This window comes from Rhodospirillum sp. A1_3_36, assembly GCF_047263945.1.
Taxonomy (GTDB): Bacteria; Pseudomonadota; Alphaproteobacteria; order Rhodospirillales; family Rhodospirillaceae; genus Rhodospirillum.
The window spans coordinates 599,736-616,133 of sequence record NZ_JBLAVB010000002.1 but is presented as its reverse complement, the minus strand read 5'-3'; the positions used below and the strand labels follow the sequence as shown (position 1 = coordinate 616,133).

The following is a 16,398-nucleotide window of genomic DNA, read 5'->3' as shown; positions in this document are numbered from 1 at the left end:
TGCTGACGAAGACCCTACTGCGCCTCGTCCCGCGCCTGGTGGTCCTGCCACCACCCTGACCGCAGACAAAGGCATGGACCAGCTCCGCCGCAGTTCGATTCGAACACCGAGGAGAGACCATATTCGGCTTTTTTTCGGTCCGAATGCGGCAAGTTTAAAGGAAAAACACTTGCCCCAATCCCCTTGGCGAGAGAGCATGATTCCCCAGTTCACATTCCAACAAAACGAGGATCCCCCATGGCCTCTGCCCGTTTGGCCATTGCTCTGGCCGCTTCTGTGATCGTCCCTCTGGCGGCTTGCGCACCCAGTGGGTCCTCCTCCGAGTACGCACAGGGGTACGATGATGGATGCCTGTCCTCGTCGATCTATACCGGTGCGGTTCCGACCCTTTGGGGTTTCGACACCCGCGCCTCCGATACCAGCGCGGATTACCGTGCGGGTACCCGAGACTCCATGGCCAATTGCGGCTTCGAACCGCCAAAGGAAACCCTGGCCACTTGGATTCCCCTACCGTTTGCAGACCATATCCCCCTATCTGACGACTGAGGGTACCGCCCAAACCGGAAGGCGTTTCCTTCTTTTCTTCCAAGGATCCTGATTGCCCGAAAAAACGGGTTCCGGTGCATTAAGCGGAACCAAACGAAGAGAGAAGCGTTCCACTAAGGTAAGGGCCTGTCGCAACTCTTGCGTCACGCCCCCCTAACTTGCCCTAACTTGATGGTCAATCTTTTCTGGTTTGGAGGATCTTTCGATGCCCTTCCCAATGGTCTTGCTCCCCCCCAGAGCGCGGTTGATGACCCTGTGCCTTCCTGCCATGGTCGTCCTGGTCCTGGGTGCCTGCCAGACCACAGGCGGCAAGGTGGGATCGCCCCAAGCCCTGTCTGACCAGACGGCATCCCCCCAAACGGCAGCGACCCCCAATCCGGAGAGCGAGGGCGACAATGAGGGGGATGCCCAAGAAGTGCGGGCTGTAAAAGCCGGGTTTACTCAAATTACTGATAGCGCGTTGCGCTCATTGATATCCGGCCACAGCTACGCCTATGACCATCCCAAGGGTGCCCGCATTACAGTCAGCTTCAGCCCCGATGGCCATACCACGGGCACTTGGAGCCATCCCTCTGGCATGACGGGAAGCTTTGAGGAGAGCTGGGTCATTCGAAATGGCGATGAACTCTGTGGTGTCAGCGACGAGGGAACCAAATGCGGAACTCTCTATCGCAAGGATGATCTTCTCGTAAAAATTTATGACTCTGGCCGAGTCGATAAGCTTGATCCCGTTCAAAATCTCGCCATTAAGTAGTGGAAAACTGCCCCTATCAGGCATTTCAATGAATTTCACCCTACGCTTTGCCTTCTCCCAACATCCACTACTCCAGAGCATTTTGCGCAAAAGCGGTCACCGGTTTTTCGAATAAAATTGAGATATATTCTGTGTTCTCGAAAATCCGGAAACCCTGCTTCGCAGGTGCTGGGCTCTGCCCAGACCCGCAAAGGGTCGCGGACCCTTTGATCCCAAATGGGGGCCTGGGGCCTTACGGCCCCAGTGGGGCATGGGGCTTTGCCCCATGCCGGAAAAACACCCCTTTCATGTACCGTGGGACAGACCTCATTTCATCGTGATCTCATCTCTCCGCGTTTACACCATATTCGGAAGGACTCGGTCTGGCGGCTTATGGCCATCGGCGAAAGTCTTGATATTGATCAACACTTTCTCACCCATGTCCACACGACCTTCCAGGGTGGCCGATCCCATATGCGGCAGAAGCACGACGTTATTCATGGCGATCAACTTGGGATTCACCGCCGGTTCGTGCTCGAACACATCCAGACCAGCGCCTCCCAATTGGTTCTTTGCCAGCATGCGCACCAGGGCGTTCTCATCGATCACTTCACCGCGAGCGGTATTGACCACATAGGCGTGGGGTCTCAGCAAGGCCAGACGCCGGGCCGAGAGCAAGTGATAGGTGGCCGGGGTATGGGGACAGTGGACGGAAATCACGTCCATCCGTGCCAACATCTGATCCAGGCTTTCCCAATAGGTGGCCTCCAGTTCCTGCTCCACGCTTTCGTGCAACCGACGCCGGTTGTGGTAGTGGATCGTCATGCCGAACCCTCGGGCTCTCCGGGCAACGGCTTGGCCGATGCGCCCCATGCCGACGATACCCAATCGCTTGCCCCAGATCCGGTGCCCGAGCATATGGGTGGGACTCCATCCCGACCAAGTGCCCTCCCGGATCATCCGCTCCCCTTCCGCGACCCGGCGAGGGACGGCGAGAATCAGGGCCATGGTCATGTCCGCAGTATCCTCGGACAGCACATCGGGGGTATTGGTCACTGCGACGCCACGCTGGTGGGCGCTGGCCACATCTATATGGTCCACACCCGTCCCAAAGTTGGCGATCAGCCGCAGCTTTTCGCCCGCATGGGACAAAACACCACTGTCGATGCGGTCCGTCACCGTCGGCACGAGAACGTCGGCCTCTGCGGCGGCCTGACACAGCTCGTCACGGGTGAAAGGATGGTCATCGATGTTCAGGCGCACGTTGAACAATTCCATCATGCGTGTCTCGATGGCATCGGGCAGCTTGCGCGTAACAACGACCAATGGCTTGGTCTGCGGCATGTCGTGAAACTCCCGGAATCTTGCAGGCCGAACAGTGAGCCCCGCAGGAGGGGGCCCTAAAGGCCCCATGCGGGTACGGATATCTTGCCTACCAAGATGAACCCGGGTTGTCCAGCCGCGCCAACGGGAAACCACATCGCCAAATCCCGACAGGAAATATCCTTGCACGCGCGCCGCTTGACCCCGGATGCGCGCTGGTTTTCTATTGCGTCGATCAAGAGTCCATAGGTCAGGCGGGTAGAGGGGCGACATGTCCCTTTACCACCCTGGATCAAACGGCAAACGCGCGCGCAAGCACCGGGCGCGTTCCATCCGCCAAGATGTAAGGGTTACAGGTGAGCCGCGTCCAAACCACCATCAAGTCCGCTCCTTGCGGTTTCCCCAAGACAATCGCCTATGTGGGAGCCTGCCTTTTGGCGACCGCGCTGCTATCGATTGCGATCCCGTTCGTTCAAGCAGAAGAAGCAGACACCGGGTCGACAATCGAGGAAACGGATCCCCGACAGTCTGCCGTGAATACGCCCAGCGGCCTGCCCCTGCCTCGCTTTGTTTCCCTCCGGGCCAATCAAGTAAACATGCGGTCCGGCCCAGGAAAGCGGTATCCGGTCGTCTGGATCTATCAAAAGCGAGGATTGCCCGTCGAAGTCGTTGCCGAATACGACACCTGGCGGAAGATTAGGGATCCGGAAGGGTCGGAGGGCTGGGTGCATAGAAATATGCTTTCCGGACAACGCACCCTAATCGCTATGGGCGGACCACGGTTGGTGCGCGCAGACCCATCCCCGGAAAGCGCTGCCGTTGCCCAGGTCAACCCCGGCGTTCTCGGGAAGTTGCTGAACTGCCCCAGTACTTTGGACTACTGCCGGGTCGATATTGGCGGGTACCTGGGGTGGCTTCCCCGGGATGCATTCTGGGGGGTCTACAAGGGAGAATTCGTGGAATAACACACCACCGCAGCTCTACCGGGTCACGACGCCCCTACAGTATGCAAACCCAGGGACCTCATCGAAGGAGAAGGAGTCCCCGGGGTCCCCACCAATTAGCCTCAAATCAAGTCAAGCCACCCAAACGCAACGCGCCCTCGTCATCCCTCAAGTCGGATGACAACGTCAATGGAGCGCAAGTTAGCCCCTTCAGGCAATGGTGGAAGGTGGGAAATCCCCACAGATTCCGAAGGAATATCAATCAATTGGCCCGTATTTTCGATATAGAAGTGATGATGGCTTTCAGTATTGGTGTCAAAATAGGACAGACCGGATGTCACGACCACTTCCTTCAACAATCCCCCTTCAATGAACTGGTTCAGGGTATTGTACACTGTGGCGAGCGAAACTGAGATATTCTCAGACAAGGCTCTGCTATGAAGCATTTCTGCAGTGACATGATGATACCCTTCGCCTTCAAAAAGAAGACGAGCGAGTCCAAGTCGTTGACGGGTGGGCCGAAGCCCGGCGGTACGCAACATATTCAAAATAGGCCCATAAGGCCGGTCGCGATGCATTTCGACACCCCTTTAACCGGCACTTCCCACCGCAGGGTATCACCACGCAACCGTCCCAGGTCAAGGCATTGGCACCTGGATATGTGCTTTTTTTTGCCGTATGAGTGGCCCAAGCCTGAAAACCGGCTCTGAGAACAACCACCGAAGAGTCGTTAGCGTGCTCCGAGATCAAATTGGGCCACTTCTTGGCCCAATTTGATCTCGAGGGCGCTCTAGTCTCCGGTCAAGATACGTGCGACCAGCTCACCAACTGTGGGCACGTTGCCATCAGCGAAGAACGGATCCGTGCCGAAGCGATAGGCGTTATGGCCCGCGAACATCAGGTTTTTCTCAACGGAATCCCCATGGGCGATGTTCTGCAAGGTCTTCTGAATGCAGAAGGATCGCGGATCGGCCCGCTTTCCGTTGTTGCCCGATTCCGTTTCCGCCCAATTGGAGAAAGAGCACTGGGACAGGCAGCCCATGCAATTGGCCTGATCCGTCTTGATCTCCCGCCCACGCTCCGGATCGACGAAAATCAGTGTCGAATCCGGGGTTCTCAGGGCTTCACCATAGCCGGATTCCATCCAGGCCTTCGCCTTGGCGGCTCCCTCCTCGGAAACGAAGACTTCCCGGCCCCGGGCGCCGATGGGCAGCGGAGTGCTCATCCCCTCTTCCGGCTCCGAACGATACGCAATTTGCCGGTCGGAGCGCTGCACGAGTTCCTGAAGGAAGCCATTACGAACAGCGGAGGAATAGAATCCTGTGGGACTGAAGCGGTGCAACAGCACATCCCCGGACCGGAGGGTCAGAAGCCGTTTCTTCCATTCATCGGAAATGGGGCTCTCCTGAGTCAGAAGAGGCCGCGTACCAAACTGAAAGGCGATCGGACCCAACTCCGGATTATCAATCCAATCGGACCATTCCCGTAAATACCAGACGCCACCGGCCATGAAGATCGGCACCTCCGGAGCTCCAATCTCTCGCATGACCTTGCGTAATTCAGCAACGCGGGGCATGGGGGCCTGTGGGACCTGCGGATCTTCGCTATTGGAAAGACCATTGTGTCCCCCGGCCAGCCAGGGATCCTCGTAAACCACCCCGCCCAACCATTCGGCCGTTTTCGAGTAGGCCCGCTTCCAAAGGGCGCGGAACGCCCGGGCCGAAGACACGATAGGGTAGTAATAGACTCCATGACGCGCGGCGATTTCCGCCACCTTGTAGGGCATACCCGCTCCACAGGTGACCCCATGGACCAAGCCCTTTGCACCGGTCAGAACCCCTTCCAGAATGGGGACAGCCCCGCCCATCTCCCACAGGACATTGACGTGAAGACGGCCATTCCCATTGGCACTTTCATGGGCAATGCGCAATTGCTCGATGCCACCCCGAATACCAAACTCAACCAACTCCTGGTGGCGGTCCCGACGGGTCCGGCCCTGGTAGAGCTGGGGAATGATATTTCCCTCGGCATCGAAGGAATCCGCGTTCACCGCGCTGATCGTACCGACACCGCCAGCGGCGGCCCAGGCACCGGAGCTCCGCCCCGTGCTCACGGAAACGCCTTTTCCACCTTCGACGACGGGATAGACCTCCTTACCGGAAATCAAAAGCGGCTTGATGTCTTTCACGGACAGGACCCTTCCAGTCTAACTTTCTTATAGCTTTCACGGAGAAAGCACTTGAACCGAACCAAAGCTCGTCGCTACCCAACAGTTCCAAATCGACCTGCGCGCACCCTCTCGAACAGCACGCGGCGTCCCGACCAATCGGCCCTGTTCTCCCTCTCTCATTCTCGGAAGTTCCGTTGATCCGGAGCGGCTCTCAACAGGACCCCCGGACGGTCCGAGATAATGGCATCCACGCCCCATTCCCACAAGACATGGGCGCGTTCCACCGCATTCACTGTCCAAACACCCGTTGCGAATCCTTCCGCCTTGCAGGCAGCAAGACAGGCTTCATCCACCAAACGGTCATCCAGATGAATGCCTTGGCACCCCAAAGCCTTGGCTTCGATCACCACGGAGGACGCTGTCCATCCATCGGCATGATCGACCAAAAGGGCCAGGGGCCAATCGGGCGCAGCGCCCCCGGCCTCGGCCAGCGCTGTCACATCAAAGCTCGATACCACGGGAGACGGCGCTGTGGCGGGCCAGCACGCCCTTGCCACATCCATGGTCCGGCGCGCCGTTTCAACGGCCCGCCCTGGACAGGGCTTTATTTCGATATTGGCGCCCATGCCCAAGGACGCAAGGAGGGAGAGCATCTCCTCCAATGTCGGAATGGCTTCCCCTCGAAACTGGGGATCAAACCACTGTCCAGCATCCAACCGTCGCAACTCATCCAGAGTCCAGTCCGCAACCGGCCCATGCCCGGAGGTCACGCGGTCAAGCTGGTCATCATGAAAGATGACCGGCACACCGTCGGCAGTGAGTTTGGCATCAAATTCGATCCAACGTGCCCCTTCCCCGAAAGCCTGACGGACTCCCGACAGGGTATTTTCGGGCGCCGAGGCAGCCGCCCCCCGGTGCCCCATCACACGATGGGGAATCGAGGGGTATACCGCTCCGGCAGGCACGGCCGATTTCATCACCGGCCTTGCTCCACCTGAATCAGATCCGGGGATCAGCCTTCTTCGCCAGCCAGATCAGCGCCGGTCGCTTGGTCAACCTGCTTCATGGACAGCTTGACTTTACCGCGGTCATCGAACCCGACGCACTTCACTTTGACCATATCGCCGACATTGACCACATCGCCGACTTTCTTGACCCGATCCAGGGCCAGTTCGGAAATGTGAACCAATCCATCCCGAGTGCCCAAGAAATTCACGAAAGCACCAAAGTCCATGATCTTCACGACCTTGCCGTTGTAGATCACGCCGACCTCGGGCTCGGCCACGATGCCCTTGATCCAATCGACAGCCCGTTGGCTCGCCTCACCGTCGGTGGAGGCAATCTTGATGGTGCCGTCGTCCTCGATATCGATCTTGGTCCCGGTGGTTTCGGTGATCTCGCGGATCACTTTACCACCGGAGCCGATCACTTCCCGAACCTTCTGGGGCGGAACCTTAATGGTGGTAATCCGCGGAGCGAAGGTGGAGACATCCTCACGGGCGCCGCCCAGAGCCTTGGTCATTTCACCCAGGATGTGAATCCGGCCTTCGCGGGCCTGATTCAGGGCAACTTCCATGATTTCTTTGGTGATCGAGGTGATCTTGATATCCATCTGCAGGCTTGTCACACCCTGCTCGGTACCGGCAACCTTGAAGTCCATGTCGCCCAGGTGATCTTCGTCACCCAGGATGTCAGACAACACCGCGAAGCGGTCGCCTTCCTTGATCAGGCCCATGGCGATACCGGCCACGCCGCCCTTCAGCGGAACACCGGCGTCCATCAGGGACAGGGAGGTCCCGCAAACGGTGGCCATGGACGACGACCCGTTGGATTCGGTGATCTCGGAGACCACGCGAACCGTGTAGGGGAAATCGTCCTTGGCGGGCATCATCGGATGGATCGCGCGCCAAGCCAGCTTGCCATGGCCAATCTCGCGGCGTCCGGGGGAGCCCATGCGACCCGCTTCACCCACCGAATAGGGGGGGAAGTTGTAGTGCAGCATGAAGTTTTCCCGGTATTCGCCTTCGAGCGCATCGATGATCTGCTCGTCCTGACCGGTGCCCAGGGTGGTGGTCACCAGGGCCTGGGTCTCGCCACGGGTGAACAGGGCCGAGCCGTGGGCCCGGGGCAGCACGCCCGGAGTGATCTCGATGGGGCGAACGGTCTTGGTGTCGCGACCATCGATGCGGTATCCCGTATCCAGGATGGACCCGCGGACGATGTCCTTTTCCAGGTTCTTGAGGGCAGCACCGGCCAAGCCAGCGGCTTCCTCGTCCTCGGCGAAGGCAGCCATGGCGACGTCCTTGGCCGCGCTCACCTTGGATTGGCGGGTCATCTTGTCCGCTTCCTTATAGGCAGCGGTCAGAGCCTCGGCGGCCAAGTCACGAACCTTGGCGGCCACTTCCTCGGCGCGGGGATGTGCTGGTTCCAGCTCGCGGGGCTCGCGGGCACATTGCTCGGCCAAGGAAATGATGGCGTTGATGACATCCTGATAGGCCTCATGGCCGAAGACCACGGCGGCGAGCATGGTCTCTTCGTCCAGCTCCTGGGCTTCGGACTCGACCATCAGCACGCCTTCACGGGTGCCGGCAAGCACCAGATCAAGGGTCGATTCGGGCATCTGATCCCGGGTCGGGTTCAGGACGAATTCGCCGTTGATCTGACCGACACGGGCGGCGCCGATGGGACCCAGGAAGGGCAGGCCGGAAATGGTCAGAGCCGCAGAGGCACCGATCATGGCCACCACGTCCGGGTCGTTTTCCAGGTCGTGGCACAGGACCGTACAGACAACCTGGGTCTCGTTTTTGTACCCGTTGGCGAACAGCGGACGAATCGGCCGGTCGATCAGACGGGAGGTCAGGGTTTCTTTTTCGGTCGGACGACCTTCGCGTTTGAAGAAGCCCCCGGGGATCTTGCCCGCTGCGAAGGTCTTCTCCTGATAGTTCACGGTCAGCGGAAAGAAATCGAACTTCGACTTCGTTCGTGCGCCAACAGCGGTGCAAAGCACCGTGGTGTCGCCGAGGCTGACGAGCACTGCGCCATCGGCCTGACGGGCGATGTTGCCGGTTTCCAGAACCAGCTTGCGCCCGCCCCAGTCGATTTCCTTACGGAACACGTTGAACATGGACATGCGTTTCATCTTCCTTTTAACAGTCTCACCGCCGCCGTATTGCGCCAGCCACGCCCTTGAACCGGAAGTTCTTTCCATCCGCCGCGCCGTTTTGCGCGGAGCGGACGCCGGTGTCCTTGTGGCCGGGGACTCCCCTGGGGATCCCGCAGTGCTTTGGAACCCCATGGGTTCCCGTTGTATGTCATGCGGAACCCCTTGGGTTCCCTTGCATCTGGCCATCCCCGCGCGGAATTCTGTCCCAGCGCAAGAGTCAACCTTTCCTTCATGGCGTTAGGCGCGCGGAAAACCCTGGTGTGGTTTTCCGCGCGCCCCGATTATCCATCGCGATCACGTACCAGCCGCCTCGCGACTCCCATTGGGACCCCATGGTGGGCTCCAAAAGGGAACCGGGCACCGGCGCACTGGCTGGTACCCGGAACACTGGTAATCCTACTTGCGGATACCCAGACGAGCGATCACGTCCTGGTAGCGCTTTTCTTCCTTACCGCGCAGGTAATCCAGCATCCGGCGGCGCTGGCTGACCATTTTCAGAAGGCCACGACGGGAGTGGTTATCCTTCTTGTGCGTCTTGAAATGCTCGGTCAGGTTGGTGATCCGCTCGGTCAGAATGGCGATCTGAACCTCGGGAGATCCCGTATCGCCGTCCTTGGTGGCGAACTCCTTGATGATCTCCTGCTTACGATCGGGCGTAACCGACATCGATAGTCTCCTTATATCCAGGGCCGTCCCGCTTGGGGATCGGCCTAGAGGTTAATGACACGTTGTGGGCGAATTTCCCCGCCCTCAATCTTGGCCAAAGCCACCAAACGCCCATTGAACAGCGCCTGAACGGTGTCACCTTGGGTGAATCCATTCAGGGGAGTCCGGCTTGCCACTTGCAAGAGGGACACAGACTGTCCTTGGGACAGGCGACGGGCCTCTACTTCCGTTAAAGGAACGGCCGGGATGTCGGCCAGCGCGGCCTCAATCGGAAGCAGACTTCCAAGACAGGGCGCATCTTGCCCGACCCCATCCGTCATATCCAGTGAAATCGCCGTTTCCGTGGTGAATGGACCGCAGGACATGCGGCGCAAGGCGGCCACATGCCCCCGGGTTCCCAAGCTGAGCGCCATGTCCCGGGCCAGGGAGCGCATATAGGCCCCCTTGCCCGACACCACACGGAATATCGTGACGTCTTCGGAGGGCATAGACTCGATGGTCAAGGACTTGATCAGAATCGTCCGGGCCTTGAGAGACACGTCTTCTTCGGCCCGCGCCAAATCATAGGCTCGGCGGCCGTCGACCTTCACGGCGGAATAAATCGGCGGCACCTGCTCTATATCGCCCGTGAAATTGGGCAAAATGGCCTCGATGGCGGCACGGTCGGGACGCACCGAACTGGTTTCCAGCACCTTGCCTTCCCGATCATCCGTATCTCGGGATTCACCCCAAGCGACGGTCATTTCGTAAACCTTCGCACCATCCATCACATAGGCCACCGTTTTGGTGGCCTCTCCGAACGCGATCGGCAGAACACCGGACGCGAGGGGATCCAAGGTTCCTCCATGACCAACCTTCGCCGCACCGGTGACGCGCCGGAGGCGATTGACAACATCGGTGCTGGTCACACCGATGGGCTTGTCAACAGCCATCCAACCATGGATTGGCTTCCCCTTCCGGCGACGGCTCATCGGGTCGGCTCTTCCCGCGCATCATTCGCGCCACTCGTCACGTCCCCCTCATCCAGAGAGTCGTCTTCGTCCAAGGCCTCATCTTCGTCCCCATCCTCCGCAGACACCCTGTTACGAACCTCCAGGTCGCGGGCGACCTCTGGTGTGTGGAGAATGTCGTCGATATGGGCCGCGTAATCATAGGTGGGATCCACCTCGAACCGCAAATCCGGGGTAAACTTGGTTGCCAAGCGGGCGCCAATCAGATGGCGGAGGTAGGAGCGGGCCTTGACCAACCCCTTCAGGATCTCCTTCATCTCGCCACCACCCAAGCGCATGACATAGACAGTGGCGTTCTTCAGGTCGTAACTGAGCCGGACCTCAGACACGGTCAGGGGAATACCCGACACGGCAGGGTCGTGCACATCACCACGCTCGAAGATCTCGGCCAGGACATGGCGAATCTCCTCGCCGACGCGCAATTGGCGTTGGGAGGGGGGTTTGGAGCTGTTCCTAGGCATGGAAAGGCCTCGTTCCAGAGCGATCTGTGAAATGACGGGTCCGGTGTCCCGGCCACATGGGCGTGGCCTTGTCCCCCAAATCGCTCAAATAATAGATTCCAGATCAAAGTCATCGCGGTCTATCGAATCCGATAGACCGCGATGTGATGCCGTATCCCGCCGAAGGAAGGCTCAGAAAGCTTTCGGAGCCCCCTGGCGGATGAAGAGAAAGCCCTGGTCCCTTACAGGACCGTGGCCACCTCCTCCATTTCGTAGCACTCGATGACATCGCCGCTTTGGATATCGTTGTAGTTCTCGAAGGACATACCGCATTCGTAGCCCTCGCGCACTTCGCGGACATCGTCCTTGAAGCGTTTGAGCTGACCCAGGCTGCCTTCGTGCACCACCACATCGTCGCGGAGCAGGCGAACTTTGGCGCCCCGTTTGACGATGCCTTCCGTGATCATACAACCCGCGACCTTGCCAACCTTGGTAATATTGAACACCTCGCGGATTTGGGCGTATCCAATGAAGGTTTCCTTGTAAGTCGGCTCCAACATGCCCGAAAGCATCTGCTTCATTTCGTCGGCCACAGCGTAAATGATCGAGTGGTAACGGATTTCGATCCCATCCCGTCGGGCCATTTCCCGAGCCTGCGGGTTGGCACGAACATTGAAGCCGATGATGACGGCGTCCGATGCCTTGGCGAGCGTGATATCGGATTCGTTGATGCCACCCACAGCCGCATGCAGCACACGGATCTTGACGTCGTCGTTGCCGAGCTTCTCCAGGGTACCGACCAGGGCTTCCACCGAACCCTGCACGTCGGCCTTGACGACAACCGGCAGTTCCCGAGCCTCGCCGGCCTGGATCTTCTCGAACATCTGCTCCATGGTGCCCCGGGCGCTGCGCACTTGTTGGGCCTCGCGGTCCTTGCGCTGGCGGTATTCCGAAACTTCCCGGGCCCGGTTCTCGTCCTCGACAACGATGAAATCATCACCGGCCGACGGCGTTCCCTGGAACCCAAGAACTTCCACGGGATAAGACGGTCCAGCGGACTCGACGCGTCCGCCGCGGTCATCCACCAAGGCCCGGACCCGACCCCATTCGGATCCGGCGACGAAGATATCGCCTACCTTCACCGTGCCCTTTTGAACCAGAACCGTAGCTACGGAACCACGGCCCTTCTCGACCTTGGCTTCCACCACCACGCCCTGGCAGGCCCGGTTCGGATTGGCCTTGAGGTCGAGGATTTCCGACTGCAGGAGAATGGCCTCCTCCAGCTTATCCAGATTGATCCGCTTTTTGGCGGAAACCTCGATATTCAGAACCTCACCGCCCATTTGCTCGACAACGAGTTCATGCTGCAGCAGGTCGGTACGGACCTTGTCCGGATTGGCGTCGGGCAGATCCATTTTGTTGATCGCAACGACCACGGGCACTTCAGCAGCCCGGGCATGGCGAATGGCCTCGATGGTCTGGGGCATGATGCCATCGTTGGCTGCCACCACCAGAACCACGATATCGGTCACCTTGGCACCGCGAGCCCGCATTGCCGTAAAGGCTGCGTGACCCGGGGTATCGATGAAGGTGATCTTCTGGCCACCCTCCATGGTTACCTGATAGGCACCGATATGCTGGGTAATACCGCCAGCTTCGCCCGCCGCAACGTCGGTCGCCCGCAGGGCGTCCAGCAGCGAGGTCTTGCCGTGGTCGACGTGGCCCATAACGGTGACCACCGGAGGACGGGACACCAAGGTCTCGTTCTCTTCGGGGGTTTCGTCCACCAGTCCCAGCTCAACATCGGATTCCGAAACGCGGCGTGCGGTATGGCCGAATTCTGCCACGACCAACTCAGCGGTATCCGTATCGATGGTCTGATTGATGGTCGCCATCACACCCATTTTCATCAAGACTTTGATGACATTGGCGCCACGCTCGGCCATGCGGTTGGCCAATTCCTGGACGTTGATCACGTCCGGAATGGTCACCTCGCGCACAACCCGCTCGGCAGGTCCCATATCGGCAGCCTTGCGCTTTTCCTTCTGCTTCGCACGGCGCATGGCAGCCACGGACCGACCCCGCTCGGACCGGTCATCACCGGACAGGGCAGCACTGATGGTCATCTTGCCACGGCGCTTGGGCTCAACGCGTTTCGCCGGTGCCGGCTTCGCAGGAGCGGGAGCTCCGCCACCGGGTCCACCACGGGGCGCCTTCTTGGCACGGTTTTCGTCGTCCTCGTCGGACACCACCCGGCGCGGACCGGGACGGGCCTCATCTGACGGGACCGTCCGGGTCACAGAACGGGGGGCGGGTGCCGCCTCTTCTTCGACCGCAGCCGGTTGTGCCGCGACAACGGGCTCTGGCTCTGGTTCCGGCGGGGGAGCCTTAGCGGCTTCCTCGGCCAAGCGCGCCTCTTCCGCAGCACGAGCCTTGGCTTCCTCCTCGGCGCGAATGCGGGCCTCTTCGGCCTCCTTCGCGGCTCGGGCTTCGGCTTCGGCCTGGCGGCGGCGTGCTTCTTCCTGATTCCGCGCTTCTGCTTCCAAAACGCGACGGCGGACATCCATTTCGGTGGAGGTCAGGCCGGTATCGGTCATGGCCGCGCCCTGGGTGGCATTGCGCACGGCGGCTGGATCGCCCCCGGCGGTCAACGGGCGCTTCTTGGTTTTGCGCACCTCGACCTGCACCACCTTGGATCGGCCGTGCGAGAAGCTCTGCCGGACCTGACCAGTCTCGACACTCTTCTTCAACTCCAGCTTCCCCTTCGGCGACAGCGACAGGGGGGCTTTGCGATCCTTGTCGTTCGTCATACGGATATGCCTTGCTCCCAAAATACCGGATCGAAAAGAACCGGCGCCGGGCCCTTGCCCGGACTCGATACCCATTCACGGCTACGGACCCACATGATCCAAACCGATCCCTCGAGCGGAACCCGTTTCGGGTTCCGAAAGTCGTGACCCTTTGGGGCCCTGGCTTTCCTAAGGTCCCTTCGGACCCTTGAACTATCTCGGCCCCAGATGGAGCCGCCCCGTCAACCAACCCCCTCAGGGTCAGGATCCCGGTTCCGTTTGGCGCCCTTGACCGGGGCGCGTCGACCGCGATCCCCTTGGGACACCCTCCGATCTTCCGGAACAGTCTCCCGAAGAAGACCTCTCAGCCGGGATAACCGGGTCAAATCCACATTCAGACGTCGCGCCAAACCACCGCGTTCGACCGCGACATGGACGGCTTTTGCTCGCGCAAAGGCGCGGCCCAAAGCGTCGCTATTCAATGCCAAATAAACGGGCACACCCCACATCTCCGCACCCAACTTGTCGCGTCCCCCCTCGCTTCCGTCGGAGGCTTCGATCACCATCCCCGCCCGGTCCTTCTGAAGCCAGGACTTGACCTTTTCATAGCCGGTGACCGCCTGACTCGCCTTGCGAGCCAAGCCAAGCAGACCAATACACCGTTCCTCCAAAAGGCGGTCCACCCGCTCGGGCAGATCCGCTGGTACGGAGACCTTGCGCTTGGCGCCCCGATTGAACGCACCTTTCACGGTCGCCGTTTCTACCACATTGGGGGACGGGCTCAACCATATTCCCCTACCGGGCAGGCGGGCGTCCAGATCTGGAACGACGGAATCGTCCGGCCCGACAACAAAACGCAGCATCGTTTCCTTCGGACGCACAGCACGCGTCACCACGCACCGGCGGTTTGGACCCACCGGTTCCCGATCTTCGTTCTTGGCCTCGTTCTCGGCTTCTGTGGCCTTGAAGTCATCCTGCGCTTTATCGACGGTGTCTGTCATTCCTTAGGTATCATCCCCTTCGTTGGCGTTCACAGCAGGCTCTTCCGCAGGGGAGGCCTCTTCCACGGGGGAGGAGCCGTCCTCGTCATCGAACCAATGGGCCCGGGCGGCCATGATGAGGGCATTGGCCTTTGTCTCGTCCATATTCGACGCACCAACGATCTCAATCAACTCGTCGCTGGCCAAATCACCCAGGTCGTCCAAGGTTCTCACCTCGTTTTCGCCCAGCATAACCAGCATAGCACCGGTCAGGTCTGTCAAGGCGGCGAGTTCATCGGAGACGCCCAGCTCAATCCGTTTTTCCTCACAAACCCGCTCCCGTTCATCCAGGTAGACCCGGGCACGGTTCTGCAGTTCAGAGGCGATATCTTCGTCAAAACCCTCAATGGTTTCCAGTTCGTCCGTGACCACATAGGCCACTTCCTCAACCCCCGTAAACCCTTCGGTTACCAGCAGGTGGGCAATCACATCATCCACGTCCAAGGCGTCGATGAAAGTCTGACTGCGGCTCTTGAATTCCTCCTGGCGGCGTTCACTTTCCTCCGCCTCGGTCAGAATGTCGATATCCCACCCCGACAGTTTGGAGGCCAAACGCACATTCTGCCCCCGACGGCCAATGGCCAGGGAGAGCTGCTCGTCTGGGACCACCACTTCGATACGGCTGGCTTCCTCGTCCAGGACCACCTTGGCGACCTCGGCCGGAGCCAGGGCGTTCACCACAAAGGTCGCGGGATCCGAGGACCATTGGATGATATCAATCTTCTCGCCCTGCAGTTCCGCAACCACGGCCTGGACACGACTGCCCCGCATACCGACGCAGGCACCGACCGGATCGATGGCATGGTCGTTGGACAGAACGGCAATCTTGGCGCGCGAGCCCGGATCCCGGGCGACGGCCTTGATCTCGATGATACCATCGTAGATTTCCGGCACTTCCTGGGCGAAAAGCTTGGCCATGAACTGCTCGTTGGTCCGCGACAAAAAGATCTGCGGCCCCCGCTGTTCCTGACGCACGTCCATGATATAGGCGCGGATCCGATCCCCGTTCTTGAAATGCTCGCGGGGAATGACCTCGTCGCGGCGCAACAGCGCCTCGGCCCGCCCCATATCGACAATGATGTTGCCGAATTCCACACGCTTGACCAAGCCGTTGATGACCTCGCCCAGGCGATCCTTGTATTCCGCGTATTGGCGTTCCCGTTCGGCGTCACGCACCTTTTGAACGATCACCTGCTTGGCCGTCTGGGCGGCGATGCGACCAAAATCGATGGGCGGCAGGGGATCGACCAGGAACTCACCCATTTCAACGTCGGCCTTACGGCGTTTGGCCAAGGCCAGCGTCGTCTGGGTGAATTCGTTTTCGATATCCTCAACAACTTCAATGTAGCGCGCAAGACGGATTTCTCCGGTCTTGCGATCAATACGCGCCCGGATATCGTGCTCATGCCCGTACTTGGAGCGGCCCGCCTTCTGGATGGCCTGTTCCATGGCCTCGAAGACTTCCTCGCGGTCAATGTTCTTGTCGCGGGCGACGGTATCAGCCACCTGGACAAGTTCAGGCCGGCTCATGCCAACGGTACGTTCCATCGTTTCAGTTTCCTGGTCTCGGTCTA

At 59.7% G+C, this 16,398-nt stretch carries 14 protein-coding genes; 3 read left to right on the top strand and 11 right to left on the bottom strand.

Annotation, left to right across the window (positions count from 1 at the left end; translation table 11 throughout):
• Positions 1-237 precede the first annotated feature (237 nt).
• Both ACLIRY_RS07305 and ACLIRY_RS07300 read left to right on the top strand, forming a co-directional pair.
• On the top strand, positions 238-546 hold the full coding sequence (locus tag ACLIRY_RS07305; RefSeq protein ID WP_413204702.1) for a hypothetical protein: 309 nt from the start codon (positions 238-240) through the stop codon (positions 544-546).
• 217 nt (positions 547-763) lie between these two features.
• Positions 764-1,300 carry a hypothetical protein gene (locus ACLIRY_RS07300; protein ID WP_413204701.1) on the top strand — a complete coding sequence of 179 codons (537 nt, stop codon included), beginning with the start codon at positions 764-766 and terminating at the stop codon, positions 1,298-1,300.
• 336 nt (positions 1,301-1,636) lie between these two features.
• Here the strand turns inward: ACLIRY_RS07300 and ACLIRY_RS07295 are convergent, their stop codons facing one another.
• On the bottom strand, positions 1,637-2,623 hold the full coding sequence (locus tag ACLIRY_RS07295; protein WP_413204700.1) for a 2-hydroxyacid dehydrogenase: 987 nt from the start codon (positions 2,621-2,623) through the stop codon (positions 1,637-1,639).
• Between the two features lie 335 nt (positions 2,624-2,958).
• On the opposite strand from ACLIRY_RS07295, the gene ACLIRY_RS07290 reads away from it, so the two are divergent.
• The gene (locus tag ACLIRY_RS07290) at positions 2,959-3,567 is read left to right on the top strand and encodes an SH3 domain-containing protein (protein WP_413204699.1); all 609 of its coding nucleotides are present in this window, start codon (positions 2,959-2,961) and stop codon (positions 3,565-3,567) included.
• 140 nt (positions 3,568-3,707) lie between these two features.
• On the opposite strand, the gene irrA is transcribed toward ACLIRY_RS07290, so the two are convergent.
• The 10 genes from irrA to nusA all read right to left on the bottom strand — a co-directional run bounded on the left by irrA (position 3,708) and on the right by nusA (position 16,372).
• A complete protein-coding gene (gene irrA, locus ACLIRY_RS07285; RefSeq protein ID WP_413204698.1) occupies positions 3,708-4,124 on the bottom strand; it encodes an iron response transcriptional regulator IrrA in 417 nt (138 codons plus the stop codon).
• Positions 4,125-4,336: 212 nt separating this feature from the next.
• Positions 4,337-5,734 carry an NAD(P)H-dependent flavin oxidoreductase gene (locus ACLIRY_RS07280; protein ID WP_413204697.1) on the bottom strand — a complete coding sequence of 466 codons (1,398 nt, stop codon included), beginning with the start codon at positions 5,732-5,734 and terminating at the stop codon, positions 4,337-4,339.
• Positions 5,735-5,892: 158 nt separating this feature from the next.
• Positions 5,893-6,693, bottom strand: a complete 801-nt coding sequence (locus ACLIRY_RS07275; protein WP_413204696.1) for a glycerophosphoryl diester phosphodiesterase — start codon at positions 6,691-6,693, stop codon at positions 5,893-5,895.
• 35 nt (positions 6,694-6,728) lie between these two features.
• Complete coding sequence (pnp, locus tag ACLIRY_RS07270; protein ID WP_413204695.1) at positions 6,729-8,846, bottom strand: polyribonucleotide nucleotidyltransferase; 2,118 nt, start codon at positions 8,844-8,846, stop codon at positions 6,729-6,731.
• 429 nt (positions 8,847-9,275) lie between these two features.
• Entirely contained in the window at positions 9,276-9,545 is a 270-nt protein-coding gene (gene rpsO, locus ACLIRY_RS07265) for a 30S ribosomal protein S15 (RefSeq protein ID WP_413204694.1), read from the bottom strand.
• A gap of 44 nt (positions 9,546-9,589) precedes the next feature.
• Positions 9,590-10,516: a tRNA pseudouridine(55) synthase TruB gene (gene truB / locus ACLIRY_RS07260; protein WP_413204693.1), complete on the bottom strand. Its 927-nt coding sequence runs from the start codon at positions 10,514-10,516 to the stop codon at positions 9,590-9,592.
• Entirely contained in the window at positions 10,513-11,016 is a 504-nt protein-coding gene (gene rbfA, locus ACLIRY_RS07255) for a 30S ribosome-binding factor RbfA (RefSeq protein ID WP_413204692.1), read from the bottom strand. Before rbfA ends, truB begins: the two co-directional genes overlap by 4 nt.
• A gap of 221 nt (positions 11,017-11,237) precedes the next feature.
• Positions 11,238-13,805: a translation initiation factor IF-2 gene (gene infB / locus ACLIRY_RS07250; protein WP_413204691.1), complete on the bottom strand. Its 2,568-nt coding sequence runs from the start codon at positions 13,803-13,805 to the stop codon at positions 11,238-11,240.
• Positions 13,806-14,026: 221 nt separating this feature from the next.
• Positions 14,027-14,785 (bottom strand): RNA-binding protein, encoded by a 759-nt coding sequence (locus ACLIRY_RS07245; RefSeq protein ID WP_413204690.1) that lies wholly within the window; start codon positions 14,783-14,785, stop codon positions 14,027-14,029.
• A gap of 3 nt (positions 14,786-14,788) precedes the next feature.
• On the bottom strand, positions 14,789-16,372 hold the full coding sequence (gene nusA / locus ACLIRY_RS07240; RefSeq protein WP_413204689.1) for a transcription termination factor NusA: 1,584 nt from the start codon (positions 16,370-16,372) through the stop codon (positions 14,789-14,791).
• Positions 16,373-16,398: the final 26 nt, after the last annotated feature.